This window comes from Asanoa sp. WMMD1127 (assembly GCF_029626225.1).
GTDB lineage: Bacteria > Actinomycetota > Actinomycetes > Mycobacteriales > Micromonosporaceae > Asanoa.
Genome location: NZ_JARUBP010000001.1, coordinates 1,964,901 through 1,991,049, shown reverse-complemented (window position 1 = coordinate 1,991,049; position 26,149 = coordinate 1,964,901). Strand labels below are relative to the sequence as shown.

The 26,149-nt window shown below is 71.7% G+C and carries 31 protein-coding genes; 11 read left to right on the top strand and 20 right to left on the bottom strand.

Going from position 1 to position 26,149, the window contains the following annotated elements; all coding sequences use genetic code 11:
* Positions 1 to 70: 70 nt before the first annotated feature.
* Together O7635_RS09600 and O7635_RS09595 are read right to left on the bottom strand one after the other, a co-directional pair.
* Complete coding sequence (locus O7635_RS09600; RefSeq protein WP_347405269.1) at positions 71 to 1,912, bottom strand: beta-propeller domain-containing protein; 1,842 nt, start codon at positions 1,910 to 1,912, stop codon at positions 71 to 73.
* Between the two features lie 91 nt (positions 1,913 to 2,003).
* A complete protein-coding gene (locus O7635_RS09595) occupies positions 2,004 to 2,462 on the bottom strand; it encodes an Lrp/AsnC family transcriptional regulator (protein WP_278080066.1) in 459 nt (152 codons plus the stop codon).
* Positions 2,463 to 2,520: 58 nt separating this feature from the next.
* Here O7635_RS09595 and ddaH point away from each other — a divergent pair, with 58 nt between their 5' ends.
* Positions 2,521 to 3,354, top strand: coding sequence for a dimethylargininase (gene ddaH, locus O7635_RS09590; RefSeq protein ID WP_278080065.1), 834 nt, complete (start codon positions 2,521 to 2,523; stop codon positions 3,352 to 3,354).
* Positions 3,355 to 3,360: 6 nt separating this feature from the next.
* Here the strand turns inward: ddaH and O7635_RS09585 are convergent, their stop codons facing one another.
* On the bottom strand, positions 3,361 to 4,563 hold the full coding sequence (locus O7635_RS09585; RefSeq protein ID WP_278080064.1) for an ABC transporter substrate-binding protein: 1,203 nt from the start codon (positions 4,561 to 4,563) through the stop codon (positions 3,361 to 3,363).
* An 85-nt stretch (positions 4,564 to 4,648) separates the two neighbouring features.
* Positions 4,649 to 5,458, bottom strand: coding sequence for an alpha/beta hydrolase (locus tag O7635_RS09580; RefSeq protein WP_278080063.1), 810 nt, complete (start codon positions 5,456 to 5,458; stop codon positions 4,649 to 4,651).
* Positions 5,459 to 5,523: 65 nt separating this feature from the next.
* On the opposite strand from O7635_RS09580, the gene O7635_RS09575 reads away from it, so the two are divergent.
* The gene (locus O7635_RS09575; RefSeq protein ID WP_278080062.1) at positions 5,524 to 6,114 is read left to right on the top strand and encodes a bacterial proteasome activator family protein; all 591 of its coding nucleotides are present in this window, start codon (positions 5,524 to 5,526) and stop codon (positions 6,112 to 6,114) included.
* On the opposite strand, the gene O7635_RS09570 is transcribed toward O7635_RS09575, so the two are convergent.
* From O7635_RS09570 to O7635_RS09545, 6 genes are all read right to left on the bottom strand, one after another.
* Positions 6,111 to 6,905, bottom strand: coding sequence for an HAD family hydrolase (locus tag O7635_RS09570; RefSeq protein ID WP_278080061.1), 795 nt, complete (start codon positions 6,903 to 6,905; stop codon positions 6,111 to 6,113). The genes O7635_RS09575 and O7635_RS09570 overlap by 4 nt on opposite strands.
* The gene (locus O7635_RS09565; protein WP_278080060.1) at positions 6,902 to 7,723 is read right to left on the bottom strand and encodes an HAD family hydrolase; all 822 of its coding nucleotides are present in this window, start codon (positions 7,721 to 7,723) and stop codon (positions 6,902 to 6,904) included. Before O7635_RS09565 ends, O7635_RS09570 begins: the two co-directional genes overlap by 4 nt.
* 140 nt (positions 7,724 to 7,863) lie before the next feature.
* A complete protein-coding gene (serS, locus tag O7635_RS09560; protein ID WP_278080059.1) occupies positions 7,864 to 9,129 on the bottom strand; it encodes a serine--tRNA ligase in 1,266 nt (421 codons plus the stop codon).
* Between the two features lie 45 nt (positions 9,130 to 9,174).
* Positions 9,175 to 9,900, bottom strand: a complete 726-nt coding sequence (locus tag O7635_RS09555; protein ID WP_278080058.1) for a hypothetical protein — start codon at positions 9,898 to 9,900, stop codon at positions 9,175 to 9,177.
* Between the two features lie 5 nt (positions 9,901 to 9,905).
* Positions 9,906 to 11,510 carry an NAD(P)/FAD-dependent oxidoreductase gene (locus O7635_RS09550; protein WP_278080057.1) on the bottom strand — a complete coding sequence of 535 codons (1,605 nt, stop codon included), beginning with the start codon at positions 11,508 to 11,510 and terminating at the stop codon, positions 9,906 to 9,908.
* On the bottom strand, positions 11,510 to 12,160 hold the full coding sequence (locus O7635_RS09545) for an NAD(P)-binding domain-containing protein (RefSeq protein WP_278080056.1): 651 nt from the start codon (positions 12,158 to 12,160) through the stop codon (positions 11,510 to 11,512). Before O7635_RS09545 ends, O7635_RS09550 begins: the two co-directional genes overlap by 1 nt.
* A gap of 38 nt (positions 12,161 to 12,198) precedes the next feature.
* Between O7635_RS09545 and O7635_RS09540 the strand changes: the two genes are divergently transcribed.
* From O7635_RS09540 to O7635_RS09515, 6 genes are all read left to right on the top strand, one after another.
* Positions 12,199 to 12,627: an OsmC family protein gene (locus tag O7635_RS09540; protein ID WP_278080055.1), complete on the top strand. Its 429-nt coding sequence runs from the start codon at positions 12,199 to 12,201 to the stop codon at positions 12,625 to 12,627.
* Between the two features lie 31 nt (positions 12,628 to 12,658).
* Positions 12,659 to 13,018 carry a metallopeptidase family protein gene (locus O7635_RS09535; protein ID WP_278080054.1) on the top strand — a complete coding sequence of 120 codons (360 nt, stop codon included), beginning with the start codon at positions 12,659 to 12,661 and terminating at the stop codon, positions 13,016 to 13,018.
* A 112-nt stretch (positions 13,019 to 13,130) separates the two neighbouring features.
* A complete protein-coding gene (locus tag O7635_RS09530) occupies positions 13,131 to 13,862 on the top strand; it encodes an AIM24 family protein (RefSeq protein ID WP_278080053.1) in 732 nt (243 codons plus the stop codon).
* Positions 13,863 to 13,938: 76 nt separating this feature from the next.
* Positions 13,939 to 14,889: a prephenate dehydratase gene (gene pheA, locus O7635_RS09525; RefSeq protein ID WP_278080052.1), complete on the top strand. Its 951-nt coding sequence runs from the start codon at positions 13,939 to 13,941 to the stop codon at positions 14,887 to 14,889.
* Between the two features lie 61 nt (positions 14,890 to 14,950).
* Positions 14,951 to 15,250, top strand: coding sequence for a hypothetical protein (locus tag O7635_RS09520; RefSeq protein WP_278080051.1), 300 nt, complete (start codon positions 14,951 to 14,953; stop codon positions 15,248 to 15,250).
* Positions 15,247 to 15,648 (top strand): hypothetical protein, encoded by a 402-nt coding sequence (locus O7635_RS09515; protein ID WP_278080050.1) that lies wholly within the window; start codon positions 15,247 to 15,249, stop codon positions 15,646 to 15,648. The genes O7635_RS09520 and O7635_RS09515 overlap by 4 nt, the downstream gene beginning before the upstream one ends.
* Positions 15,649 to 15,656: 8 nt before the next feature.
* On the opposite strand, the gene O7635_RS09510 is transcribed toward O7635_RS09515, so the two are convergent.
* Positions 15,657 to 16,187, bottom strand: a complete 531-nt coding sequence (locus O7635_RS09510) for a hypothetical protein (protein WP_278080049.1) — start codon at positions 16,185 to 16,187, stop codon at positions 15,657 to 15,659.
* 55 nt (positions 16,188 to 16,242) lie between these two features.
* A complete protein-coding gene (locus tag O7635_RS09505; protein WP_278080048.1) occupies positions 16,243 to 16,632 on the bottom strand; it encodes an ACT domain-containing protein in 390 nt (129 codons plus the stop codon).
* A gap of 107 nt (positions 16,633 to 16,739) precedes the next feature.
* Here O7635_RS09505 and O7635_RS09500 point away from each other — a divergent pair, with 107 nt between their 5' ends.
* Together O7635_RS09500 and O7635_RS09495 are read left to right on the top strand one after the other, a co-directional pair.
* Positions 16,740 to 17,090: a YciI family protein gene (locus tag O7635_RS09500; protein ID WP_278080047.1), complete on the top strand. Its 351-nt coding sequence runs from the start codon at positions 16,740 to 16,742 to the stop codon at positions 17,088 to 17,090.
* Positions 17,087 to 18,316, top strand: a complete 1,230-nt coding sequence (locus O7635_RS09495) for a sigma-70 family RNA polymerase sigma factor (RefSeq protein ID WP_278080046.1) — start codon at positions 17,087 to 17,089, stop codon at positions 18,314 to 18,316. Before O7635_RS09500 ends, O7635_RS09495 begins: the two co-directional genes overlap by 4 nt.
* Before the next feature lie 3 nt (positions 18,317 to 18,319).
* Here the strand turns inward: O7635_RS09495 and O7635_RS09490 are convergent, their stop codons facing one another.
* Both O7635_RS09490 and O7635_RS09485 read right to left on the bottom strand, forming a co-directional pair.
* A complete protein-coding gene (locus O7635_RS09490) occupies positions 18,320 to 18,838 on the bottom strand; it encodes a hypothetical protein (protein WP_278080045.1) in 519 nt (172 codons plus the stop codon).
* A gap of 100 nt (positions 18,839 to 18,938) precedes the next feature.
* Positions 18,939 to 19,664, bottom strand: coding sequence for a hypothetical protein (locus O7635_RS09485; protein WP_278080044.1), 726 nt, complete (start codon positions 19,662 to 19,664; stop codon positions 18,939 to 18,941).
* Between the two features lie 161 nt (positions 19,665 to 19,825).
* Here O7635_RS09485 and O7635_RS09480 point away from each other — a divergent pair, with 161 nt between their 5' ends.
* Positions 19,826 to 21,037: an arginine deiminase gene (locus O7635_RS09480; RefSeq protein WP_278080043.1), complete on the top strand. Its 1,212-nt coding sequence runs from the start codon at positions 19,826 to 19,828 to the stop codon at positions 21,035 to 21,037.
* On the opposite strand, the gene O7635_RS09475 is transcribed toward O7635_RS09480, so the two are convergent.
* The 6 genes from O7635_RS09475 to O7635_RS09450 are packed head-to-tail and all read right to left on the bottom strand — an operon-like array spanning position 21,024 to position 25,985.
* A complete protein-coding gene (locus O7635_RS09475) occupies positions 21,024 to 21,902 on the bottom strand; it encodes a DUF5926 family protein (protein WP_278080042.1) in 879 nt (292 codons plus the stop codon). The two genes, O7635_RS09480 and O7635_RS09475, sit on opposite strands and share 14 nt — an antisense overlap.
* Positions 21,903 to 21,956: 54 nt before the next feature.
* Positions 21,957 to 22,379 (bottom strand): ATP-binding protein, encoded by a 423-nt coding sequence (locus tag O7635_RS09470; RefSeq protein WP_278080041.1) that lies wholly within the window; start codon positions 22,377 to 22,379, stop codon positions 21,957 to 21,959.
* A 31-nt stretch (positions 22,380 to 22,410) separates the two neighbouring features.
* Complete coding sequence (locus O7635_RS09465) at positions 22,411 to 23,871, bottom strand: ATP-binding protein (protein ID WP_278080040.1); 1,461 nt, start codon at positions 23,869 to 23,871, stop codon at positions 22,411 to 22,413.
* Positions 23,872 to 23,914: 43 nt separating this feature from the next.
* On the bottom strand, positions 23,915 to 24,688 hold the full coding sequence (locus O7635_RS09460; RefSeq protein ID WP_278080039.1) for a glycerophosphodiester phosphodiesterase: 774 nt from the start codon (positions 24,686 to 24,688) through the stop codon (positions 23,915 to 23,917).
* Between the two features lie 5 nt (positions 24,689 to 24,693).
* A complete protein-coding gene (locus tag O7635_RS09455; RefSeq protein WP_278080038.1) occupies positions 24,694 to 25,032 on the bottom strand; it encodes a rhodanese-like domain-containing protein in 339 nt (112 codons plus the stop codon).
* A 20-nt stretch (positions 25,033 to 25,052) separates the two neighbouring features.
* Positions 25,053 to 25,985, bottom strand: coding sequence for an LCP family protein (locus tag O7635_RS09450; protein ID WP_278080037.1), 933 nt, complete (start codon positions 25,983 to 25,985; stop codon positions 25,053 to 25,055).
* Between the last annotated feature and the right edge of the window lie 164 nt (positions 25,986 to 26,149).

Below are 26,149 nucleotides of genomic sequence, written 5' to 3'. Positions count from 1 at the left end.
GGTCGGGCCGCGAAGCCAGGCGGCGAAGCCAGGCCGCCCGACCAAGGCCCAGGCCCGCGGAGCCAAAGGCCTACGCGAACGGCAGCCAGGCCTGGTCGCGCAGGGAGGTCGCGTCGGTGGCGCGCATGCCGGCGTCGGACACTGTCCACAGGGTTCCGTTGACCATCAGCGAGCGCCGGATCAGGACGTCATAACCCTGCGCCTGGGGATGGCGTAGCCGGCCGACCTCCTTCAGGCCCGATTCGGTGACCCGCAACGCGAGCACGCCGAAGTGCGAGTTCCAGCTCATCGGGATGACCAGCAGCCCGGACTCCGCCCAATAGAGGAAGGCGTGCGGGTCGTTCTCCGCTTCCGACCAGCCGCTCTTGACGCGGTGCTGGGCGACCCGGCGTGGCTCGGCCAGGTCGGCCACGTCGAACAGCGACACCTGCGCCCCCAACACCCGACCCCGTGAGTCGGCGTCCTGGCCGACGCCGATCAAGCGGCCGGGATCCAGCGGATGCAGGTAGGCCGAATACCCGTTGATCTTCAGCTCGCCGCGGACCGTCGGTCGGGCCGGCTCACGGAGATCCAGCGTGTAGAGCGGATCCGTCTGCCGGAACGTCACCACATAGCCGACCGCCCCGGCGAACCGCACGGCATAGATCCGCTCGCCCTTGCCCAGGCCCTCGACCACACCGACCTCGACCAGGTCGCCCGCGCGCAGGACGTGCACCGACGACGTGTTCTCGGCCAGCGTGGTCGCGACCCGGAGGTGACCGTCGAACTCCGACATCGCGTACTGGTTGATCAGATAGCCGGGCACCGAACCCGCGGCCACGTAGCGCGGCGGCCCGCTGCCGGTAACGTCGAACCGGTAGATGATCGTGTCGTCGCGCAGCCGGCCGACGTCGGCACGAAGAACCCGCCAGCGCTGGTCGTTGGCCACGTAGAGGCTGGCGCCGTTGCTGTAGACGAAGTTTCCGTCGGCGACGATGGTGGTGGGGTCGCCGTCTCCGAACGCCGCGGCGCCGATGTCGAAGCCGAGCACGGTCAGCAGCGACGTCCCGGAGAACACCTCGGGCTTGCGCAGCGCGCCGCAGTCGATCCGGCCACCGCGTTCCTCGCCGGCGCTCGACGCCGTCCACCGCGGCAGCCAATCGTCGATTGTGGACCGGTCAATGGCCCCCCGGTTGTCCCGCAACCGCTTCGCGTCGGTGGTGGCGCGGTAGGGGAACTCGATCCGCGGCCGGCTGCGGACCACGATCCGCGCCGTCGCGCCCACCTGCCGTGCGTCTACCAGCGAACCATCGATCGTGTAGGAGCCCACCACCGTCGGCCGCGCCCCGGCCAGGTCCACAGTGACCAGCCGGACAGCCGAGTCGAGATAGGGAGCGAAGCCCCGATCCTTGGAGATCGGCCCGAACGCCGACATGAGCACCATCGCCCGGTCGCCGGAGAGCAGCAGCGTCCCCTCGCCCAGCTGCCCTCGGCCGTCGGACAGGTCGAGGCTGCCGGTCACCCGTCGGGTCGCCGCATCGACCACGCGCAGCGTCCCGCCCGACACCGTCACGATCCGCCGGCCATCGGTCTTGACCAGGTCCGGCTCCTCGACACCGGCCTCGTGATTGTTGGTGCCCGAGTAGCCGGTCTGCTCGGCCCCGGACGGCGCCTTGGCGACACCCGCGTCGCCCCGCGTGTTCGCCGCGTCCTCCACAGAACCCCCGGCGGCCGCCATCGGCAGCCGCCCCGCGCGCCAGTCACCCTCGAAGCCCCACGGCGTCACCACCTCCTTGGCGGCCTGCTTCAACCCGGCCAGCACATCGGCGCACGAGTCGAACGCCACCAGCCGGAACGCCGGGGCGGGCAGCGCGGTCGGGGAGGGCGGTGGTGCGGCGGTGGGCTCACCGGTGCACCCGCTCAAGAGCAACACAGCGACAAGGGCGTACGCACCGCGCCTGGCGATCGTCATGCCGCTTTGGACGCGGGCCCGTCCACGACCGTTCCCACCGAAACGCGTGGGATCAGTGCGGGGCCGGGACCACGTTGGGGGCGTCGACCAGGCGGCTCAGCACGATCATGCTCCGGGTGGAGGTGACGAACGGCTCCGCGCGCAGGCGCTCGAGGGCCTGCTCCAGGTGGGCGATGTCCGCCGCACGCAGGTGCACGAGAGCGTCCGCCTCGCCCGACACCGTGTACGCCCCCACCACCTCCGGATGCCGCCGCGTCGCGACCGTGAGCTGGGCCGGCGTCGTCCGCCCGGTGCAGTAGAGCTCCACGAACGCCTCCGTCGTCCACCCCACCGCGGCCGGATCGACGACCGCCGTGAAGCCGCGGATCACGCCCGCCGCCCGCAGGCGATCGACGCGCCTCTTCACCGCCGGCGCGGAGAGCGAGACCTTCTCACCGATCTCCGAGTACGAGGCACGGGCGTCCGCGACGAGTGACGCAATGATTCGCTGGTCCACGTCGTCGATCTGCAACGTTTCGCCTCTCCCAAGCAAGAGATTCGGCTGTCTTGACCACGAAGAGTACCTGATCATGGTGATCGTGAAGGACGAGCGGAAGTCGCGTAAGCGGACATATCTCATGTGCCCGCCGGAGCGGTTCACGGTGGTGTACGCGATCAACCCGTGGATGGACACGAGCGCGGCCGTGGACACGGAGCTGGCCCTGAAACAGTGGCAGCTGCTCCACGAGACGCTGGTCCGGCTCGGCCACACCGTGCACGTGCTGCCGGCCGAGGACGGGCTGCCCGACATGGTCTATGCGGCAAACGGCGCCTTCACGGTCGACGGCACGGCGTTCGGCGCCCGGTTCCGCTATCCGCAGCGGGCCGCCGAGGCCGCCGCCCACCGCGCGTTCTACGTCGAGCAGGGCTGGACCTACGTCGAGCCGACCGAGATCAACGAGGGTGAGGGCGACTTCGCCTACCTGCCCCACGCGTACGGCGGCATGATCCTCGCCGGGCACGGTTTCCGCACGGAGTCCGTGGCCCACAGCCACGCCCAGGAGGCGCTCGGCCGCCCGGTGGTCTCCCTGCAGCTCGTCGACCCGCGCTTCTACCACCTCGACGTCGCGCTGGCCGCCCTCGACGACGAGCGGATCACCTACTACCCGGGCGCCTTCTCGGCCGGCTCCCAGCGCGTCCTGGCGCAGCTGTTCCCCGACGCGCTGATCGCCGACGAGGACGACGCCCTGGCCTTCGGCCTCAACCTCGTCAGCGACGGCCGCAACGTCGTGCTCAACGCGGAGGCCACCGGTTTGGCCGCCAAGCTGACCAGCGCCGGCTACACGCCCGTGCCGGTCGAGCTGGGCGAGCTCAAGAAAGGCGGCGGCAGCGTCAAGTGCTGCGTCGCGGAGCTGCGCCCCTGAACAGGGTCAGCCCAGCGTCGCCAGCTCGTTGATCACCACGTTCGACAGCACGGGCCCGTCGCGGCGCACCTGGCGGAGGTACCACTTCTGCTGCGGCGTGCGCGTCTGGTTGAACTGCCATTCGCCGCGCGGGCTGTCGATGAGTCCGACTTTGCCCATCGCCAGGTTGACCGCCTGCGGCGTGGGGTTCTTGCCGGCGATCCGCACCGCCTTGTCGATCACCTGAGCGGCGTCGTAGGAAGCGACCGCGTACGTCGTCGGCGTGGCCTCGTACTTCTGGCGGAAGGCGGTGGCGAACTCGCGGTTGGCGGCGTTGTTGAGGTCCGGCGAGTAGTTGAGCGCCGTGAAGACGTCGTTGGCCTCGTTGCTCTTGAGCTCGCCGAGCACCTCGCCCTCGGTGAGGAAGCCGGGCGCGAAGATCTGCCCCTTGTAGCCGTCGGCCCGCAGCTGCCGAAGGAACTCGACCGCCGCCTGTCCATTGTAGAAACAATAGATGGCCTCGGGGTTGCCCTTGCGCACCTGGTCAATCTTGGCCCGGAAGAACGTCTTGGTCGGCTCGGCGTTGTATTCGGTCCACACTGGACCCGCCTTGATCCGCGAGTCGGTCGGGCCGAACTCCGTGCGGAAGCCCTCGACCGCGTCGCGGCCGGCCTCGTAGTCGGGCGCGATGATGCCGACCTTGCCCTTGACGTTCTCGGCGACGTAGCGGCCCAACGCCTGGCCGGCCTCATTGTTCACATAGGACGTGCGCCAGATGTAGACCACGCTCTGCAGCGACGACGGCGAGGCGCAGGAGCCGACGAGCGGGATCCGGGCCTGCTCGACCGTGTCGCGGATGCCGAGCATCACCGTGGAGTTGACGACGCCCGTCAGTGCCAGCACGCCCTGCTTGAGCAGGTTGTCCAGCGCGGCCTTGCCGGACTCGACCGTCTCGCCCTCGTCGGCCACGACCAGCTGCACCTGGTGGCCGCCGAGCCGCTGGTCGTTCATCTCGAGGAACAGGTTGAAACCGCGGGCGATCTCGTCGCCGATGTTCTTGTAGCCGGCGGTCTGCGGGGCGATCAGGCCGATTTTGATCGGTTCGTCGCTCACCAGCTCGTTGCCGGCGGCCGCCTCGGCCGTGTCGTCGTTGCCGCATCCGGCGAGCAGGCCCGCGGCACCCAACCCCGCGAACAAGCGCAACGCCTGTCGACGATCCATCTGCGACACGGAACGACCCTCCCCGACCGGTGGGCTGGTTGCCACACTCCCCCGGGTTCCTACCTCCTCAACGACGCTGCGTCAATGAAGATGATCACCGCTGCAAGGACCGCAACGCCTCCGTCACCTTGCTCCACGCCGCTGACCTCGGATCGATGAGTTCGAAATGCCCTACCTCAGGAAGTTCATCCAGCGCTATTTCGTTATCAACGCCGCCGGCCGCCGCGACGAACCGCCGGCTCAGCGCGATGGGGACCTGCGCATCCGCCGTGCCATGGAGGATCACGGTGGGTAATCCCAGGGGCGTGCGGGGCAGCGGATCAGCTGCGGCGTAGGCGGCCGCGAACGCCTCCGGGTCGCCACCGAGCAGGGCCGCGACCGCGCCGCGGTCGAGGTCCAGCCGGTGCGCCTCCACCAGGTCGGCCACCGGCGCGAGCGCCAGCACCCCAGCCGGCCGGGCCGCGGCGGGCGCGTGCGCCGCGTACCAGAGCGCCAGGTGACCGCCGGCCGAGTGCCCGACCAGCAGCGGTGGCCCGGGCAACGGCGCCGGCCGGCCCAGGTCCGCGGCCGCCAGCGCGACCAGCCCGGGCAGCGCGGCCACCCCGGCCAGGACGTCGTCGAAGGTCGCCGGCCAGCCGCCGGCCCCACCCGTGCGGCGGTACTCGAGCTGGGCGACCGGATAGCCCGCCGCGACCAGCGCCGCGGCGAGATGACCGGTGTGCGCCCGGTCGTACTCGGCGCGCCAGAAACCGCCGTGGATCACCACCACCAGCGGCCCCGCGCCGGCCGAGGGCAGCCGGACGTCGGCGACGTGGTCGGCGTCCGCCCCGTAGCGGACCACCGCGTCCGGTGGCGCGGCGGGGAGAACGAGCACGTCGCGGGGGTCCGGTCGGCCTGTGGGCATGCGCGGAACGCTAGCTTGCCGGGTCCGGGGAGCACACCCGGCGGGCGTTGGGGAAAGATGGAGTCATGACCGAGACCCCAGGAGCGCCGGACGAGCAGGCCGAACCCAACCGTCGGTCGGGCACCGTGGTGGTGGTCGGGCCGGACGGCCGGCCGGTCGGCACCGTCGACACCGACGCCGACGGCGGCGAGGAAGACCCGGGCCGCCAGATCGAGCAACCGGCCAAGGTCATGCGGATCGGCAGCATGATCAAGCAACTGCTGGAAGAGGTACGCGCGGCCCCGCTCGACGAGGCCAGCCGCGCCCGCCTGCGCGACATCCACCAGCGGTCGATCGTCGAGCTGGAAGACGGGCTCTCGCCGGAGCTGCGCGACGAGCTCGAGCGGCTGTCGCTGCCGTTCAGCGAGACATCCACGCCGAGCGAGGGCGAGCTGCGGGTCGCACAGGCCCAGCTGGTCGGCTGGCTGGAGGGCCTGTTCCACGGCATCCAGGCCGCCCTGGTGGCCCAGCAGATGGCCGCCCGCATGCAGCTCGAGCAGATGCGCGGCGGTAGCCGCCCGGCGCTGCCACCCGGCGCCGTCCCGGGGGTCATCCCGGGCATTCCGGGGGCGCCGCAGCCCGGCACCGAAGGTCGCGGCACCGGCCAATACCTCTAGGCGAGCACCTTCTCCAGATAGGTCGCCACGCCGTCGTCCTCGTTGGTGGCCACGACCTCGTCGGCGATCTCCTTGACGGCCGGGTGGGCGTTGCCCACGGCGATCGCGCGCCCGGCCCAGGCCAGCATCGGCACGTCGTTGGGCATGTCGCCGAACGCGGTCACGTCGGCGGCCGGCACGCCGAGCCGCGCGCAGTACCAGGCCAGCCCGGCGGCCTTGGTGACGCCGGACGCGGACACCTCGACCAGGCCCGACGTCGAGGAGTGGGTCGCCTCGGCCACGCCGGCCAGGGCCTTGCCCACCCGGGCCGTGAACTCGTCGGGATCCCGCTCGCCGGCCCGCACGAGCAGCTTGACCGCGGGCTCCCGCAGGAGCTCGGCCACCGCCTCGACGGCCTCGACGCCGCCGTGCGGGGTGTCCCACTGCATCGGGTAGTCGATGTGGTGCCGCATCTCCCGGCCGTCCATGATCTCGACCGCCAGCACCGCCTCGGGCACCTCGTCGGCGAGCCGGCGGGCGATCTCCGCGAGCGCCTCCGGCGCCATCGGGTTGGCCCGCAACACCTGGTCACGGTGCGGGTCGTAGACCACGGCCCCGTTGGCGCAGACGGCCGGCAGCGGCGTGGCCAGCTGCTCGTAGACCAGCTTGAGCCAGCGGATCGGCCGGCCGGTCACCAGCACCACCGGCAGGTCGGCGGCGGCCGCCCGCTCCAGCGCGGCGGAGGTGCGGGCACTGATCGTCTTGTCGGCGCGGAGGAGGGTTCCGTCGAGGTCCGTGGCGATCAACATCATCGCGACAGTAGCCGGTCGAGGTAAATCGCCACACCGTCCTCGTCGTTGCTCAGGGTCACCTCGTCGGCCGCGGCCCGGACCAGCGGGTGCGCGTTGGCCACGGCCACCCGCCCCCAGCCGGCCCACGCGAACATGCCGAGGTCGTTGGGCATGTCACCGAAGACCAGCACGTCGCCGGGGTCGACGCCGATCGCCTCGGTGACCACCGCCAGCCCGGTCGCCTTGTCGACCCCGGGCGGAAGGATCTCGATGAACCCCAGCCCGGCCTGCGTGACGGTGGCGACCGTCGGCGACACGATCCGGGCGGCGGCGGCCAGCAGCTCGTCGACGTCGTGCCCGGGCGCCCGGGCGAACGCCTTGATCACGTCGCCGGCGAAGCACTCGTCGCGTGTGCGGGCCTCGAACCGGTCGGGATAGCGCCAGGACGGATCGGGGTCGCCCCACAGCGGGTCGTCGTGCCCGTCGAGCGCCTCCACCATCACGGTCAGCGGCCCGACCGCGGACTCGAGCTCGGCGATCACCGACGCGAGCACCCGGCCCGACAGGCGCGCGTCGCGCAGCACGATCGGGTCGAGCGGGTCGGTCTGGTCGACGACCCGGCCGCCGTTGGCCATCACGAGGAAGTCGGCGTCGCGGATGTCGTTGCGGGTCAGTTCGGCCAGTCGCGGGCCACGCCCAGTGGCGCCGACGATCGGGATACCGGCGGCGCGCACCCGGTCGAGGACCTCATGGGTGTAGGCGGACACGGTGTCGTCGGTGTGCACGATCGTGCCGTCGAGGTCGGTGGCGACCAGTTTCGGCAGGCCCGGTCGGGGCATGGCTCCTCCTCGCCCCGACCCGCATCGGCTGCCGGGAGCGAGCCGCGAGCGGCCGGGCAGCAACCGTACCTCGCACTGGGTAGCCCAGCCATGACGTTCGGGAGAAATCGTCGCAACCGGGCTGCCGACACTCAGTGCGGTCAGGACCTCTTCACGGGCTCCAGCACGTCGCGACCGCCCAGGTAGGGCTGCAACGCCTTGGGCACCGCGACCGAGCCGTCGGGCCGCTGGTGGTTTTCCAGGATCGGCACGATCCATCGGGTGGTCGCCAGGGTGCCGTTGAGCGTCGCGGCGATCTGCGGCTTGCCGGCCTCGTCGCGGTAGCGGATGTTGAGCCGCCGGGCCTGGAACGTCGTGCAGTTGGACGTCGAGGTCACCTCGCGGTAGCGCCCCTGCGACGGCACCCACGCCTCGCAGTCGTATTTGCGCGCCGCGCTGCTGCCCAGGTCGCCGGCCGCCGTGTCGATCACCCGGTAGGGCACCTCGACCTTGGCCAGCATCTCCTCTTCCCAGGCCAGCAGCCGCAGGTGCTCGTCGTGCGCCTGCTCGGGCCGGCAGTAGGAGAACATCTCGACCTTGTCGAACTGGTGCACGCGGATGATGCCCCGCACGTCGCGGCCGTAGGAGCCGGCCTCCCGGCGGAAGCAGCTCGACCAGCCGGCGTAGCGGACCGGCTCGCCGAGGTCGAGGATCTCGTTGCTGTGGTAGGCGGCCAGCGGCACCTCGCTCGTGCCGACCAGGTAGAGGTCGTCGGCCTCGAGCCGGTAGACCTCGCTCGCGTGCGCCCCGAGGAAGCCGGTGCCCTCCATCGCCTCGGGCTTGACCAGCGCCGGCACGATCGACGGGGTCAGCCCGTATTCGACCGCCTGGGCGATGGCCATCTGCAGCAGGCCGAGCTGGAGCAGCGCGCCGACCCCGGTCAGGTAGTAGAACCGGCTGCCCGACACCTTGGCCCCGCGCTCGACGTCGATCGCGCCGAGCAGCTCGCCGAGCTCCAGGTGGTCGCGCGGCGACTCGATCTCGGGCTTGGTGCCCACCTCGCGCAGCACGACGTAGTCGTCTTCGCCGCCTGCGGGCGCGCCGCTCTCGACCACGTTGGAGATCCGCAGCTGGGCCGCGCGCAGCCCGCCCTCGGCCTCGGTGACCGCTGCCTCGGCCGCCTTGACCTCGGCCGACAGGTCCTTGGTGCGGGCCAGCAACGCTTCCTTTTCGGCGCCGGTCGCGCGTGGCATCTGCTTGCCGAGCTGCTTCTGCTCGGCCCGCAGGCCCTCGAAGCGCTGCACGGCGGCCCGCCGGCCCTCGTCGGCCGCGATCAGGTCGTCGACGACGGATTCGGACTCACCCCGGGCCCGCTGGCTGGCGCGCAGAACGTCGGGGTCGTCACGAAGCAGTCGAAGGTCAATCACGGTAAATCAGCGTACCGGCACGGGTTGTCGGCGGTCGCGGGGATATCAGCGACCGCGGCCGTCGTCGCTCTCGGGCCGGGCGAACGGGCGGGCCGGCTGCACGCTGAGGTCGAGCGGCGCCGCGGCGGCGACTTCGGCGGCGGTCTCGTCGTGCGGCTGGCGCGGCGGCTGCCAGCCCCACGCGACGGGGGTCTCGCCGGCCGGGTGATGCGGGGTGCGGCCGGCGAGGAAGAGCGCGAGTCCGGCCAGCAGCACGGCGAGGAACGCGACCGTCAGGCCGGCGCGGCTGTCGACGTCGTATTCGACCTCGAAGAGGAAGAAGAAGCTGCGCCGGATGTAGTTGTCGATGGTGCCCACCAGGGCCACCAGGATCGCGAGCGACGCGCCCGTCAGGGCCAGCCCGCCCAGTCGCAGGGCCCGGCGGGCCGCGGGCGGGCCGAACAGCGTGAGCACGGTCGTGACGGTCAGCGCCACCAGACACAGCAGGTAGGCGGTGGCCAGCGGGCCGAGGTCACCGAGGTGGAACAACGTGAGGCGGTCGGACTGGTTGCCCGTGGTGGGGTCGGGCTCGCCCAGCGGCAGCACGACCCCGAACCACGACGCGAACAGCGACACGCACGCGGCCCCCGCGGCCAGGGTCGCGACGCCGGCGGATACCCGCCAGTCACGGGCGATGCGGAGAAGACGGTCGCCCGGTCGCCCCGAGCGGTCGGCCGGGTCGTCGCCGGCGCCGAACGCGACGACGGAAGGGCCGGAGGGCTCTGCGGACATGCCCTTCAGGATGCCACGCCACGGCCGCGGCGTCGGTCCCGCATGATCTGCCGGACCACGTTGCGGCCCGGGATGCCGGTGACCCCGCCGCCGCCGTGGGTCGCGCTGCCGGCCTGATAGAGACCACGGATGGGGGTACGCAGGTCGGCGTACCCGGCGGCCGGGCGACCGTGGAACATCTGCCCCGGTGTCAGCTCGCCGTGGAAGATGTTGCCGCCGACCAGGCCGTACTCGTGCTCCATCGTGTGTGGACCGATGACCTGGCGGCCGATGACCGAGTCGGTGAAGCCCGGCGCCACGGTTTCCAGGCGGGCGACCAACCGGTCGGCGTAGGCGTCGAGCTCGGCGGTGTGCGGCGCCCCGGCATAGGTGTGCGGCACCCACTGGGTGAACGCGCTGACCACGTGCTGGCCCTCGGGCGCCAGCGTCGGGTCGAAGACCGACGGGATGCACACGTCCGCGAACGGCAGCGTGGCCGGGCGGCCGGCGACCGCCTCCTGGTAGGCGCCCTCGATGTCGTCGAGCGAGTCCGCCAGCACGATCGTGCCGCCGTGCACATCGGGCGCGTAGTCCGGGTGGCTGGCGAAGGTCGGCAACCGGTCGACGGCGAAGTTGACCTTCACCGTGCCCGACCGGCTGCGCCAGCCCTCGATGTCGGCGACGAAGTCGGCCGGCAGCTCCGCGCGGTCGAGCAGCTCGAGGAACGAGATCCGCGGGTGGGCGGTGGTGATCACGGTCGACGCCCGCAGCTCGGTGCCGTCGGCCAGGGTCACGCCGCGCACCGCGCCGTCGCGGGTGTCGATGCGGGCGACCGCCGACCCGGTCCGGATCTCGGCGCCGAACGCGCGGGCGGCGGCCGCCATCGCCGCCGTGACACCGCCCATGCCGCCGCGCGGGAAACCCCAGCCGGCCTGCTGCCCGCCGGTCTGGTCGAGGTGGTGGTGCAGGGTGACGAAGCCGGTGCCGGCGCTGCGCGGGCCGGCCCAGGTGCCGATCACGCCCGAGACGCTGAGCAGGCCGCGCATCGCGTCGGACTCGAACCGGTCCTCGACCAGGTCGGCGATGCTGGCCGTGAACAGCCGGGTCAGGTCGACGGCGGCCCGCACGTCGACACGGCGCAGCCGGCCGGCCAGCCCGGCCTGCGCGGCGAGGTCGAGCGGCCGCTTGGAGCCCAGCTTCGGCGGGATCTCGTGCAGCAGCGGACCGACCAGTCGACCGAGGTGCGACAGCCAGGACTCCCAGCGTTCGTACGCGTCGGCGTCGCGGGCCGAGAACGTCGCGATCTGCCGGCGCCGCTCGGCGGGGTCGTCCGGCAGCCGCAGGTGGCGGCCGTCGGCGCGCGGCGCGAAGTAGGGCCCCTGCGGGTAGACGTGGTAACCGTGCTCGACCAGCCGCAGGTCGCGCACCATGTCGGCGGGCAGCAGGCTGACCACATAGGACAGGCTGGTGACGGTGAAGTCCGGGCCGAACGGGTGCTCCGAGACCGCTGCGCCGCCGACCGTCTCACGGCGTTCGAGCACCAGCACGCGGCGGCCGGCGCGGGCCAGATAACCGGCGGCCACCAGCCCGTTGTGGCCACCACCGACGACGATGACGTCGTACGGCGTCATCAGCCCTGCACCACGTTGATGTTGAAAGCCAGGTTGCCGTCGAGGGCGCGCAGGATCGACACCCAGAGCGGCATGTACATCTCCATGCCCCGTGACGCCTCGATGCCGCCGAGGTCCAGGACGTTGGCCCGGACCCAGCCGAGCTCGCCGAGCAGGCCGATCACCACCTGCTTGGCCTCGGGGTCGTTGCCGGCGACGAAGATCGTGTGCTGGCCGGGCACCAGGCTCGGCTCGACCATCACGCTGCCGTTGACGGTGTTGAGGCTCTTCACGATCCGGGCGTCGGGGAACGCCCGCTGGATCTGCTCGCCCACGCTGTCGGTGTTGCAGACACTGAGCCGAAGATCCCCGGACGAGAAGTCCAGCGGGTTGCTCAGGTCGAGAACCACCTTGCCGGCGAGGGCCGGATTGCCGCCGGCCATCTCCAGCGCGTCGACCGCGTACTGCCCGGCGGTGGCGTTGATCACCAGATCGGCGTCGGCGACCGCCTCGGCGAACGTCCCACAGCGCGCCGCGTGTGCCTCAGCCCACTCCACCGCGCGCGGATTGCCCGATTCGCGCGCACCCAGAACGACCTCGTGGTCCAGATTGCGCAGGCGAGTGCCGAACGTCTGCCCGACGGTGCCGGTGCCGAGGATGCCGATCCGCATCCAGCAATCATGCCGCAGGGTGCACTAGCGTCGAGGGCATGCCAATCCGCACTTCTTCCGCCCGCTGGTCGGGCAACCTGACCGAAGGTTCCGGCACGATCCGCACCGGCAAGGGCGGGTTCGAGGGGAACTACAGCTTCAAGTCGCGCTTCGAGGAGGGTGAGGGCACCAACCCCGAGGAGCTGATCGGGGCCGCCCACGCCGGCTGCTTCTCGATGGCCTTCTCCAAGGGCCTCGCCGACGCGGGTCACACGCCGACCTCCGTCGAGACGACGGCGAAGGTGCACCTCGACAAGACCGACGCCGGCATGACCGTCACCCGCATCGACCTGGAGTCCGTCGGCGACGTCCCCGGCATCGACGACGCCGAGTTCCAGAAGATCGCCCAGGGCGCCAAGGAGAACTGCCCGATCTCCCGCTTGCTCTCCCCAGGCGCCGAGATCACGCTCACCGCGCGCCTCGCCTGAGCGGCGCACCCGTCACGGCCGGCACGGCACAATGGGAGCCGTGCCGGTCGAGATGAGTCGCGAGCGCTTCGAGGAACTCGTCGCCGACGCCCTTGACGAGGTGCCCGAAGAGCTGCTCCGGCTGATGAACAACGTGGTGATCCTGGTCGAGGACCGGTCGCCACCCGGCACCCGGCTGCTCGGCCTCTACGAGGGGCACGCGCTGACCGACCGCGGCTGGAACTACGCCGGCGTGCTGCCCGACCGGATCACCATCTACCGCCTGCCGATCCTGTCGATCTGCGACACCGACGAGGACGTCGTCGAAGAGGTCGCGGTGACCGTCGTCCACGAGATCGCACACCATTTCGGCATCGACGACGAGCGCCTGCACGACCTGGGCTGGGGCTGAGCCGCGGACTCGTCAAGGTCGGCTTGGCGACACTGGCGCGTTCGCGTTTGCGCAGGCTACCTACGCTTCTGGGCAGCAACCCCGCCGGATCCTGTCATGGAGGAACGCCCAGATGCGTAGCGAGCTGTTTTCCGCGGAGAACCTGGAGAAGGAGTCGCAGCAGCCGGGCCTGCGGCTGCAGAACTCCAAGATGCTCAAGATCGAGCTCAACGGTGAGTGCATGGCGCGCACCGGGTCGATGGTGGCCTACCAGGGCCAGGTGCAGTTCCAGGCGCTCGGTTCCGGCGGCATCGGCAAGTTTCTCAAGCAGAAGCTGACCGGCGAGGGCGTGCCGCTGATGAAGGTCAGCGGCCGCGGCGACGTCTTCCTGGCCGACCGGGCCGCCGACATCCACCTCGTCGACCTCGACCACGGCGACGCCCTGTCGATCAACGGCGCCAACGTGCTGGCCTTCGACGCGTCGCTGCAGTACGACATCAAGATGGTCCAGGGCATGGGCATGATGTCCTCGGCCGGCCTGTTCAACTGCGTGTTCACCGGCCAGGGCCGGATCGCCATCACCACCAAGGGCACCCCGGTCGTGCTCAACGTCGACCAGCCGACCTACGTCGACCCGCAGGCGGCGATCTGCTGGTCGGCCAGCCTGCAGACCGGCTACCACCGGGCCGACCAGCTCGGCATCGGCACGCTGCTCGGCCGCAGCACCGGCGAGGCGTTCACGATGAGCTTCGCCGGCCAGGGCTTCGTCGTCGTGCAGCCCTCGGAGGAGCCCCCGGCCGGCATCGCCGGCGCCGGCGGCGGCAACCAGCAGCAGGGCGGCGTCCTCGGCGGTTTGTTCAGTTGATCGATCGTGGCAGACGGCCCGCCCCGCACAGGGGTGGGCCGTTTGTCCGTTCGGGCCATGGTCCTAGGCTGGCCTCATGCCGGGAACGCCGCCTACGCGATTTGTCTACCTCGGGCCGGAGGGGACGTTCGCCGAGCAGGCGCTGCGCACGATTCCGGCCGCCGAGCGCGGCCAGCGCACGCCGGCGCGCAGCGTCGGTGAGGCGCTCGACCTCGTGCGCTCCGGCGACGCCGACTCCGCCCTGGTGCCGCTGGAGAACTCGATCGGCGGCGGCGTGGGTGTCACCCTCGACGAGATGGTCGCCGGCTCGCCGCTCGTGATCACCCGCGAGGTGGTGCTGCCGGTCGAGTTCGTGCTGGCCGCCCGCCCGGGTGTCACGCTCTCGAGCATCCGCTCGGTGGCCGCGCACCCGCAGGCGTCCACGCAGTGCCGGGGTTGGCTGCGCGACAACCTGCCCGACGCGGTCGTGGTCGACGTGCTCTCCAACGGCGCGGCCGCGCGCAGCGCCGCCACCGGCGAGCACGACGCGGCGGTCTGCGCGCCGATCGGCGCGACGCAGCAGCGGCTGACCGTGCTGGCCGAGAAGATCAGCGACCACAACGACGCGGTGACCCGGTTCGTGCTGGTCTCGCGGCCGGGCACCCCGCCGCCGGCGACCGGCGACGACCGCACGTCGCTGGCCGTCTACATCGCCCACGACCGGGTCGGCGTGCTGCTCGCGGTGCTGATGGAGCTTGCCGTGCGCGGTGTCAACCTCACCCGGATCGAGTCCCGGCCCACCGGCGAGGCGCTCGGCCGCTACGCGTTCTTCCTCGACTGCACCGGCCACGTGGCCGACGACCGGATGGGGGAGGCGCTGCGCGGGCTCCGCCGGGTCAGCGCCGAGGTGCGCTTCCTGGGCTCGTACCCCCGGCACCGCTGGACCGACTCCGAGAGCGACGGCCCGGTCCCGGCGCCGCCCGGCCAATCCGATGTGGACTATGCCGACGCCGCAGCTTGGCTGGACCGCATCCGGCGCGGCGACTAAAGCGCCGACTGTTCCCCGAGCTGAAGTCACACCTGTTAGCCTCTAGAGTATGAATCGGCGTGTGACAGTATCCGTTCCGGAGGACGTCGCCGAGCAACTTGACGCACTTCCCGCTCGTCAGGTCTCGGCCTACGTCACGGAGGCACTGCGTCGACGTCGGGCGTCCGACGACCTGCGGGCCGCGATGCGGGCGGCGGGCTACCGCGAGTTCCCATACGACCCGGAAGGTGCCGTGCGCCGGCTCGCGGAGCGAAGGGTCACGCCCGAGATGCGCGAGGGTGCGATTGCCCGCGTCGCTGAGCTGCTGGACCGCCCGGTGGACGAGGTGCGAGCCGACTTCGACCGGTCCGACGTCGCGTGAGCCGACCCGTCTACGTCCTCGACACCGGCGCCCTCATGGCATACGTCCAAGGTGTCGAGGCGGTCGGCGGGTCGGTGGTGGAGGCCGCCGATGCGGGGGCCACCGTGGCCGTGCCACTGGTCTGTCTACTCGAGGCGTACAGCCTGCTCGACCACCGTGAGCATGAGCTGCTGCAAATGTTGCGTCGGAACCCTTCAGTCCGGGTCGTCTCGCCAGCCGTTGAGGTCGACCGCAGTGATGACTGCCCCCTGATTGGTGGCATGGCCCGGCAAACCGGCCGGCTCGGCGCCGGTCATGCCGCTTTCGTGGCCATCAGCAGCGCGGCCGGCCTCATCACCTCACGTGCGGACCAGGTCCGGAAGGTTCTCGGCGACGGCTGGCCGATCATCGAAGTCTGATCCGCGCGCTAGATGTTGGGTGGGTTCGCGTCGCAGGCGGCGGCGCGGATGCCCGCGGGGGCGCCGGCCCGCACCTCGATGCTGCACACGTCGGTGCCGGCGGTGACGAGGCGCAGCGTGTTGCCGGTGATCCGGCTGACCGCCTGCAGGGGCCCGTTGGCCGTGTCGAGCACGCTCCACTGCCACGTGCCCGCGCACATCGGCCCGACGGTCACCCGGCCCCGATAGGACGACGCGAGCAGGCCACGCCGCTTCAGCAAGCTGATCACCTGGGCCGCGGACGGGCGGCCGCCGCAGGCCACCGCGGGGCTGTCCGGGAAGCCGGTCGTCGTGGTCGGCGTGGGCTGCTGGGGCGTCGACGTCGACGGCTGCGGCGTCAGGGGCGGGGGCAGCACGGTCGGCGTCGCGCTCGCCGTCGCCGTTGGGCGCGGGACCGCCGTACCCGGGGGGTTCAGCTCAGGAGGCGTGCCGCAGCCGGCCGCGACCAGGGCGACCGTCGCGGACGCGAGAAGCAGCGGGGGCAGGGTGGGGCGGCGCACGGTACCTCGGGGCGGGACATCGACGGGGGTGCGGGCGGCACCATCGTATTCCCGCTCAGGTCGTCACCGGATGGCCGGCCCGGTCGAGCGTGGCGACGGCTTCCGCCAGCCGGACGCTGGGCACCAGGATGTAGTCGGTGTCGTAGGTGGAGAAGGCCATGATCGTGACGCGGGCGGCAGCGAGCGGCTCCACCATCGACGCGAGCACGCCGGTCAGCGCGAAGTCCAGCGGGCCGGCGACCCGCAGGCAGCGCCACGGCGCCTCGGCGGTCGCGCCGTCGGGCACCTGGTCGGCGCGACAGATCACCGAGACCTCGTCGGCGGTCCAGGTCACCGACAGCACTCCGGCGCCGTTGCCGCCACCGACCAGGCCCGGCGGCAGCGCCGAGCCGGCAGGGAGCCGGCAGACCGCGTAGTCGTCCGGGAGAAGATCAAGAGCGGGCATGACACGAAGCGTACGGCGCTCCAAGAACTTTTTCCCGACCGGTAGTTGGCGGGCTTTCCCGTTCGTCGTAGAGGTGGAAGTGGACGCGAAGCGAGAGGAAACCTGAGATGAAGTACCTGTTTCTGATCTGCACCGAGGCCCCGGGCAACGAGCCGAGCGAGGAGTCCGAGAACGCGGCGGGCGGCCCGATGGAGATCGAGGACTGGGTCAGCGAGATGGACGGCAAGGGTGCCCGGCTCACCGGCAACCGGATCCGGCCGGGCGCGGACGCCACCACGGTGCGGGTGCGCAACGGGGAGGTGGTGGTGTTCGACGGGCCGTACGCGGAGACCAAGGAGCAGATCGCCGGCTTCGACATCATCGAGGCCGACAATCTCGACGAGGCCATCGAGATCGCCGCGAAGCACCCGATGGCCTGGGGCGGCATGGTCGACGTGCGGCCGTACTGGACCGAATGACCGACATCGACGCCGAGGTCACCGCTGTCTACCGCGCCGAGTGGGGTCGCGTGGTGGCGGCGGTGATCAGGCTGACCGGCGACTGGGACCTCGCGGAGGAGTGCGCCCAGGACGCGTTCGCGAAGGCGCTGGAGCGCTGGCGGCACGAGGGCGTGCCCCAGCGCCCCGGCGGCTGGCTGGTGGTGACGGCGCGCAACCGGGCGCTCGACCGCGTGCGGCGTGCGGCGGTCGAGGCGGAGAAGCTGCGGGAGGTGGTGCGGATGAGCCAGCCGGAACCACTGGTGCCGGTGGGCATCCCCGACGACCGCCTTGAGCTGATCTTCACCTGCTGCCACCCGGCGCTCGACCAGGAGGCGCAGGTGGCGCTGACCCTGCGCACGCTGGCCGGCCTGACCACCGCGGAGATCGCCCGGGCGTTCCTGCTGCCCGAGAAGACCATGGCGCAGCGGCTGTTCCGGGCCAAAGGCAAGATCCGCAACGCCGGCATCCCGTTCCGGGTGCCGCCCGACCACCTGCTGCCCGACCGGTTGGCGGCCGTGCTCGCGGTGGTCTACCTGCTCTTCAACGAGGGGTACGCGGCCACAGCGGGCGCCGACCTCGTGCGGGTCGACCTGACCGCCGAGGCGATCCGACTCGGCGAGGTGCTCGTCGCGCTGATGCCCGACGAGCCGGAGGCGGCCGGCCTGTTGGCGCTGATGATGCTGCACGACGCCCGTCGGGCCGCGCGCCTCGATGCCGCGGGCGACCTCGTCGCGCTCGAGGACCAGGACCGCTCGCGCTGGGACACGACCCGCATCGCAGCGGCCGACGCCCTGCTCCGGCGTGCGTTGCGGCGTGGCCGCCCGGGGCCCTACCAGATCCAGGCGGCGATCGCGGCAGTCCATGCGACGGCGCCGACGGCGGGCGACACCGACTGGACCGAGATCGCCGGCCTCTACGCCGAGCTGGCCAAGCTGCTGCCCTCGCCGGTGGTGGCGCTCAACCGGGCGGTGGCGGTCGCGATGGCCGACGGCCCGCAGGCCGGCCTGGCGGTGGTGGACCGGCTGGCCGCGACCGGTGCGCTGGACGGCTATCACCTGCTGCCCGCGACCCGCGCCGACCTGCTGCGCCGGCTCGGCCGTCCGGCGGAGGCGGTCCGCGCCTACGACGAGGCGCTGGCGCTGGTCACCTCGGACCCGGAGCGGCGCTACCTGCGGCGCCGTCGGGCGGAGGTCGCCGACCGCTGACGGTCAGACGGTGGCGAAGAAGGTCAGCGAGCCGGCAACGGCGCCGTCGACCAGCAACGGGGTGGCGATCGCGTCGACGGTGGCGTCGCCGTCGCCCTGGTGGACGCGGAGGAGGCCGCGGGCCTGGCGTTCCGAGGTGACCGCGAGCAGCGGCGGGATCTTGTCGACCTCGGTCTCGGTGAGCTCGCTGCGGGCGGCGGTGAAGTCGACGAGGCGCAGGCCCGCGTCGAGCAGCGGAAGGCCGACCGCGGTGCGCGGGTCGGCGAGGCCCAGCAGCGCGCAGCAGCTGGCGGACGCGGCGACGATGGTCATCGAACGGTCGATGACCAGGCAGGGCTCGTCGGCCGCGAACACCGTCTCGGCCCAGCGGGTGAAGCTGGTCGGCGCGGGGCGTTGCGGCGCCGGTGGCGACCACGAGGGAGACGCCCAGGCGGCAGCTCCCGCGGGTGGGCCGGTTGTCGGCTCCACGCCGTCGGACTCGCCAGGTGCCAAAACCTCGAGCTCAAGTTCGACGTGCGCCACCGCGCCTCCTGTGCATCGCCGGCAGTTGCCCCACCGTCACGCTAACCGGTGATGGGCGTGCCGACGACCCTCCAGTCGGCCGATGGTAGTGACGACGCGGTCAACGGCGGGTGGCGAGCTTGGTGGAGGCGGTGCGACCTTCCTCGTACCACCGGTAGCCACCACCGCTGTTGGGCGCGTTGAGCCAGGTGCTGGGTTGGCTCGCCACGCGGGACAACTTTTCGGCGGTGGACGCGCTGATCCGGTCGCCGCCGGCCACCAGCAGGCGGTCGAGTTCGCGGTGGGTCGCCACCAGACAGTCCTTGGGAAGTCCGTAGACGCTGATGACGCCAGAACCGACGAACGTCAACACCGGCGTCACCGGTACGGCGTGGCCGACGGCGCCGCTGAGCGCCTTGGCGGCCCGTTTCGCGTCCCGGCGCGCCTCCGTCACGTAGGGCGGGCGCTTGCCGCTGATCTGGACGACGTCACCGGCGACCATCACCCGGGACCGGCCGTGGTCGGCGATCGTCACGGCGAACAGGCCGCTCGGCCCGATCACCAGGAACCCGGCCTGGTCGTCGGCGCCCGTGAACAGGGCGTCGAACGAGTCGGTGCGGGGCCACTCGATGATGTGCCACGACGGGCCGAGGTTCTCGACGCGGTGGAGAGCACGGGCGCCGGCCGCTTCGATGCGGCGGGCGTCGCGCTCGGCCCGCCGGCGGCGGGCCCAGTCCATGGGGCGTGGACGTGCGGCTTCGAGCAGGTCGTGCTGGTCGGATTCTGCGCTCGGCAGAGCTCGTCGGGGGGTGAGGGGGACGGCTCGACGCGCAGGAAATACGGTCATCGCTGCCTCCGGCAAGGGCGAGCTTTGGCTGTCTAACTACCGTACGTGGCGACACCGGTACTGAGGCAAGATGTGTCGGGGGAATGAGTGGGGATGAATGCCGCATTCACGGAGCGGCTCTTTTCCCGGATGGTGACAACCACGGCCTAGGCTCGGGCCTTGTGACCAACTATGTCGGAAGCGAAGTGGGTCGGCTCGGCACTGTGCTGCTGCACCGGCCCGGCCGGGAGTTGGCCCGTCTGACCCCGCGAAACAACGATTCTCTGCTGTTCGACGGGATCCCGTGGGTCGGCCGAGCCCAAGAGGAACACGATACCTTCGCGGCGGCCCTGCGCACACGGGGCGTCGAGGTGCTTTACGTGTCGCAGTTGCTCGCCGAGGCCCTGTCGGTGCCCGAGGCGCGGGCGGAGATCACCGCGAGCGTCGTCGACGACCCCCGGCTCGGCGACACCCTCCGCCGCCGGGTCGCCGACCATCTGACCTATCTCGACCCGTCGGCGTTGGCGACGGTGCTGATCGGCGGGTTGGCGCACGACGAGCTGCGCACCAGCGCCGACCGGCCGGGCGGCCTCGTCTACTCGCTGATGCCCAGCAACGAGTTCGTCATCGACCCGCTGCCCAACCTGCTGTTCACCCGGGACTCCTCGGTCTGGGTACGCGACCGGGCCGCCGTCACGAGCCTGGCCATGCCGGCCCGCCGCCGGGAGACCACGCTGACCGACGCCATCTACCGCTACCACCCGCGGTTCGTCGGCACGCAGTTCGTCTACGACGCGAGCCTGGAGCCGGTCGAGGGCGGCGACGTGCTGCTGCTGGCCGAGGGCGTGATCGCGATCGGGGTGGGTGAGCGCACCACGCCGGCGGGCGCGGAACGGTTGGCCCGGCGCATCTTCGCGGCCGAACTCGCGCACACGATCCTGGTCGTACCGATCACCCAGGAGCGGGCGACCATGCACCTGGACACCATCGTGACGATGGTCGACGTCGACGCCGTCATCATGTATCCGAAATATGCGGACACGCTCCAGGCGTACACCGTGATCGCCGGTCCTGACGGTGAGCCGCAGGTCGACGGGCCGGCGCCGTTCCTGCGCGCGGCGGCCGACGCCATGGACATCGCCATGTTGCGCGTCATCGACACCGGCCTCGACCCGGTCACCGCCGAGCGCGAGCAGTGGGACGACGGCAACAACACGCTGGCCATCGCGCCGCGGCTGTGCGTCGCCTACGAGCGCAACGTGGAGACCAACGCCCAGCTCGAGCGGGCCGGCATCGAGGTGATCCGGATCCCGGGCTCAGAGCTGGGCTCGGGCCGGGGCGGACCACGCTGTATGTCGTGCCCGATGCTCCGCGACGGGGTCAGCGCAGGGTGAGCTGGCGGCCGACCAGGCCCTGGCGGGCGCGGCGGGCGGCGGAGTCGAGCGGCGACTCGTCGGCCAGGGCGTCGGCGTAGCGCTTGGCGAACGCTTCCACCGGCGCCTCCCAGTCGGCGGCCTCCGGGTCGCGCGGGATGTCCCAGACGGGGACCAGCCGGCCGTGCGCCCGGAACATGCCGGCGAACTTGGTGCCCTCGCCGAGCAGCAGGTCGCCGGCGGCCGCGAGACGGGCCAGCGCGCCCAGCGCGGCGTCCTCCTCGTCGGGCAGCACCCAGCGGACGTGGCCACGGTCGGGGACCCGGCACCAGTACGCCGCCTTGGCCGCGGCCAGCCGGACGGTCGGATAGATCGACGCATTCGCCCGTTCGAGTGACGCCTTCACGTTGGCGTCGTCGCCGGCGTCGTCGTCGAGCCAGAACTCGAAGCCCTCGTGCAGCGTGATGTCGAGCGGCCCGTCGACGATCATGTCCTGGAGGCGCGGGCCGACGCCGGCGTGCGCGGGCACGGAGACGGGGCTGCCGGGGTTGGTCTGCAGCGCGCGGACCAGCGCCACCGCCAGGTCACGGGAGGCGTCGCCGGACTGCACGTGCCGCTGGAGGCCGAGGAAGATCCGGCCGTCGGGCTTGGTCATCGCCGGCCAGGCCATCGGCAGCACGGTGGCCAGGATGACCGGCCGCTCGCCGAACTCCTCGACCATCGCCGGCGCGAGCGTCAGCGGCGCGGAAGCGGCCGGGACCAGCTCACGCAGGGCGATCCACTCGACCTCGTCGGCGAAGCCCTCGAACGGGCGCGCCGAGAACATGTCGGTTTGCTTCTCCCGCTTGGGGGTGCCGTCGTTCTTGATCCGGCGCTTCTTGCTCATGGGGAGACAGCCTATTGCCAACCCCGGCCGGGTGGCCCGTCGCGGTCTGGCGTTTCACGCCAGGGAGTGGGAGTGCTCCCCCAGCTCGGCCCAGACGCTCTGGCCGTGGCCGTCGCGGTCGACGCCCCACCGGTCGGCGAGGGCGGAGACGATGTGCAGACCGCGGCCGTCGAGCGCCTCCGGGCCAGCCGGCCGGGCGCTCGGGCGGACCTGCCCGCCCCCGTCGGTGACCCGCACCGCGACCACCCCGGCCGGGCTGAGGCGCCAGTCGACCCGGATCACGCCACCGGGCAGCGGGCGGGCGTGCCGGACCGCGTTGACGACCAGCTCACCGGTCACCGCGATGACGTCGGCGAGCAGCTCGTCCGGCACCGTGCCGGCCAGCTCGGTGGTCAGCCGGTGCCGCGCGGTGCGCGCGCCGCGGGCGTGGTGCGGCACGACCACGTGCCAGGACCCCTCGGCCACCGCCGTCGTCACTTCCCCAACCTCCCGTCACCCGGCGCGATCGTCAGCCGCGCGGGAGCCGCACTTCGGCGACGGTGCCGCCACCGTCGCGTGGGCGGAGCGATACCCACCCGTTCTGTCGCTCTATGACCCTTCGTACCAAATAGAGCCCGAGTCCGGCCCCCGGAAACCGTCGTCGGTCACCCGATTCGGCCTGCCAGAAGCGGTCGAACGCACGCTCCACATGTTCGGGTCGTACCCCGATGCCCCGGTCGGAAACGCGGAATACCACAGTGCGCTCGTCGGTGTGCGCGGTCAGCTCGATTCCGGTGCCGTCCTCGCTGTATTTGTCGGCGTTGGTGACCAGCTCGGTCAGGATCGTGGTGATCGTGCTCCGGTCGCCGATCGCTTTCGGCAGCTCGACCGGGAGCCGCACCAGGAGGCGGCGGCGCAGCGCGGTCGGGAGGTCGCGCTCGGCCACCCGGAGCGCCTCGACGAGGTCGAACGGGGTCGGCGGCGAGCCCGCGCTCGGGCCGGTCTGGTCGGCCGCCGAGAGCAGCCGGTCGACGAGCTTGGCGAGCTCACTGGCGCGCTGGCCGATGACGTCGGCCGCGTGCCGCCGCTCGTATTCCGGCAGCTCGTCCCAGTGGCTGTTCAGCGTGTCGGCGTACCCCTTGATCACGGTGACGGGGGTACGCAGCTCGTGGCTGGTCAGCGCGACGAACAGGTCGCGGTCGCCGTCGCGGCGGTGCTGGTCGCTGGTGTCGCGGAAGGTGACCACGATCGAGTCGACGGTGCCGGTGAGCTCGCTGGCGGTGATCTTGAGCCAGCGGCCGTCGGTGAGCCGGTGGTCGAGGGTCTGGCCGAGCACCGGGATCGGGAACGGCAGGGTCGCGTTGAGCACCTCCGCCGCGCTCAGGCCCGTGACCTCCTCGGCCGCGGGGTTCCAGAGGCGCACCTTGCGGTCGAAGTCGATGATCGCGAGACCGTCGGCCAGGGCCGCCACCACCGGGCCGTCGCCGTGCACGGGCAGGCCGGCCTGGTGCCCGTACATGTGGGCGAGGTTGGTGGCGACGAACTCGATCAGCGTGTGGTGCTCGATCGTGGGCAGGTCCTCGGCCTCGTGATAGAACGCCTGCAGGCTGCCCACCACCAGCCCGCCCAGGATCGCCCGGGTGACCAGCATGGTGTGCAGGCCCTGGCCGGTCGCCTGGTGCGGGAAGTCGCCCTCGATCCGGTCGAGGGAGAGCACCTGCGTACGCAGCCCGGTGAGCAGCCGCCGCGTCGTCGGCGAACCCTTGTCGACGGGCCGGCCCAACGCCCACTCGGCGGCGCCGCTCGCGGCGACGATCCGCCCGCCGGACGGGCCGTACTCCGCGAAGGTCATGCCCGCGGCGCCCAGCGCCTCCTGTGCCAGCCGCAGGACGACGCCCAGGATCGGCAGGCCGGCCTCGCCCGAGTTGATCCGCTCGATCACCTCGGCGTGGCCGGCGATGAACGACGCATAGTCGGGGCGCGCGGGCACGTCCCGAGTGTGCCCAACCCGAGCCGTCCGGAAAAGGCCTGGTTCAGCGACCGATGTGCTTCAGCACGAACGCGGGCCGGTCCGTGATGATGCCGTCGACGCCGAGGTCGATCAGAAAGTCGATCTCTTCGGGCTCGTTGACGGTCCACACATAGACCCGGTTGCCGGCCGCCTGCAGCGTGCGGACCAGCCGCGGCCGGGCTTTGACCAGGTGGATGCCGGGGCCGGCGATCCGGGCGCCGAACGGCAGGGTCCCGCGCAGCGCCGACGGCAGCAGCTCCATCAGCAGCGCGGTGGGCAGGCCGGGGGCGAGCTCGCGCATCCGGCGCACGGCCAGCGCCGAGAACGACATGACCGTCACGGCCACCCGCTCGCTGTCGCGGGGTTGGTCGAGCCCGTGCCGGCGGAGCATGGCCGCGAGCGCACGCTCCACGTCGCCGCCGTGGTGGGTCGGGTGCTTGGTCTCGATCAGCACCTGGACCTCGCGGCCGGCGTCCCGGACCGCGCCGAGCAGGCGGTCGAGGGTGAGCAGCCGGGCCCGGTCGGGGTCGGGCGGATCGTCGGTGTCGGCCCACTTGCCGAACTCGAGCGCGTCGAGCTGGGCCAGGGTGTGCCGGCTGACCCGGCCCTTGCCGTTGCTGGTGCGGTCGAGCCGGCGGTCGTGCACGCACACCAGGTGGCCGTCGCGGGTGAGCCGGACGTCGCACTCGACCCCGTCGGCGCCCTCGTCCAGCGCCTTGAGGTAGGCCGGCAGCGTGTGCTCGGGAAGCACCGCGGACGAACCGCGGTGCGCGAAGATCAGCGGCGATTCGCCCACCGACGTCAGACCACGCGGGCCGGCTGGCCGTCTTCGCTGACCATCGGCCGGCCGGCGGACTCCCAGGCGGCCATGCCGCCGTCGAGGTTGCGCACGTTGTCCCAACCCTGCTTGGCCAGGTAGGTCACGACCTGGGCCGAACGACCACCCATCCGGCACACGACCACCACGTCGGCGTCGGTCGGCACCTCGGGCAGCCGGGCCGGAACCTCCATCATCGGCACGTGGTGCGCGCCCGGCGCATGGCCGGCCTGCCACTCGTCGTCTTCACGGACGTCGAGCAGGTAGGCGTCCTCCGGCACGTCCTCGGCACTCACCCACGGCACGGGTTCGGGTCTCCACACGCTCTACAGATTAGGCCCGGTCAGATGTTGTTCGCCCATTTGGGGTTGGCGGCTGTCCAGGCCGCCACATCGTCCTCGCGGATCGCCTTGAACAGGCCGTCGGCGTCCGCGGTGAGGACGTTGTAGGAGGTGCCGTCGATGCGGGCGCCGGTCGAAGGCATGCGGATGCCGGAGACGTTCTGGGCCCGCAGGTGGCGCAGCGAGATCACCAGGTCGTTTAGCGGCACCCCGTTGGTGTCGACGGTCATGGTCCCGCCGATGGCCCGGATGGTCTGGTCGAGCTTGATCGGGTTGGCCAGCACGGTCGGGTCGGTCAGCTTCTGGGCGATGGCCTTGAGGATCTGCTGCTGATGGCGCTGCCGGTCGTAGTCGCCGCGGGGGAGTCCGTAGCGCTGGCGGGCGAAGTCGAGCGACTGCGCCCCGTCCATGCGGTAGCAACCGATGGGGAAGACGTGGCCGGTGTGAATGGACGTGACCTGCTGGTCCACGCAGACGTCCACGCCGCCGAGCAGGTCGACCACTCGCTTGAAGCCGGTGAAGTCGACGATCGCGGCCCCGTCGAACCGCACGCCCGTGAGGTTGGTGACCGTCGCCGAGAGCAGCTTGGCGCCGTCGCCCTGCCCGTACTGGAAGGCCGCATTGATCTTGTCCTGCCCGCCCTTGTAACCACCTTGGGGGTACGGCGGGATCGTGACCCGCAGGTCCCGAGGTATCGAGATCAGATAGGCCCGGTCGAGCCCGGCGGGGATGTGCACGATGACGATCGAGTCGGCCCGGTGACTGTTGGGGCTGGTCGGGCGCTGGTCGGAGCCGATCAGCAGGTAGTTGAGGGGGCCGCGCAGCTCACCGCCGCCGGTCCGGGCGTCGGAGTCGAGCAGGTCGGCCTTCTTGAGCGCGTCGTCGAGCCGCTCCGTGATCAGCTTGAGCCCGCCGAGGCTGAGGCCGGCCAGCACCGCCAGGGCGATGCCGACGACTATGAAGATCCTGGCCCAGCGTGGGCGGGCGGCCCGCGCGCGCGGCCGCTTGGTCCCCTGGTCTTCCGAGCTGGGAATGACCCCTCCCGACCCCGCCGCCGCCTCGGTCTAGCGTCAGCTTAAGTCGGATATGTCGGGCGAGG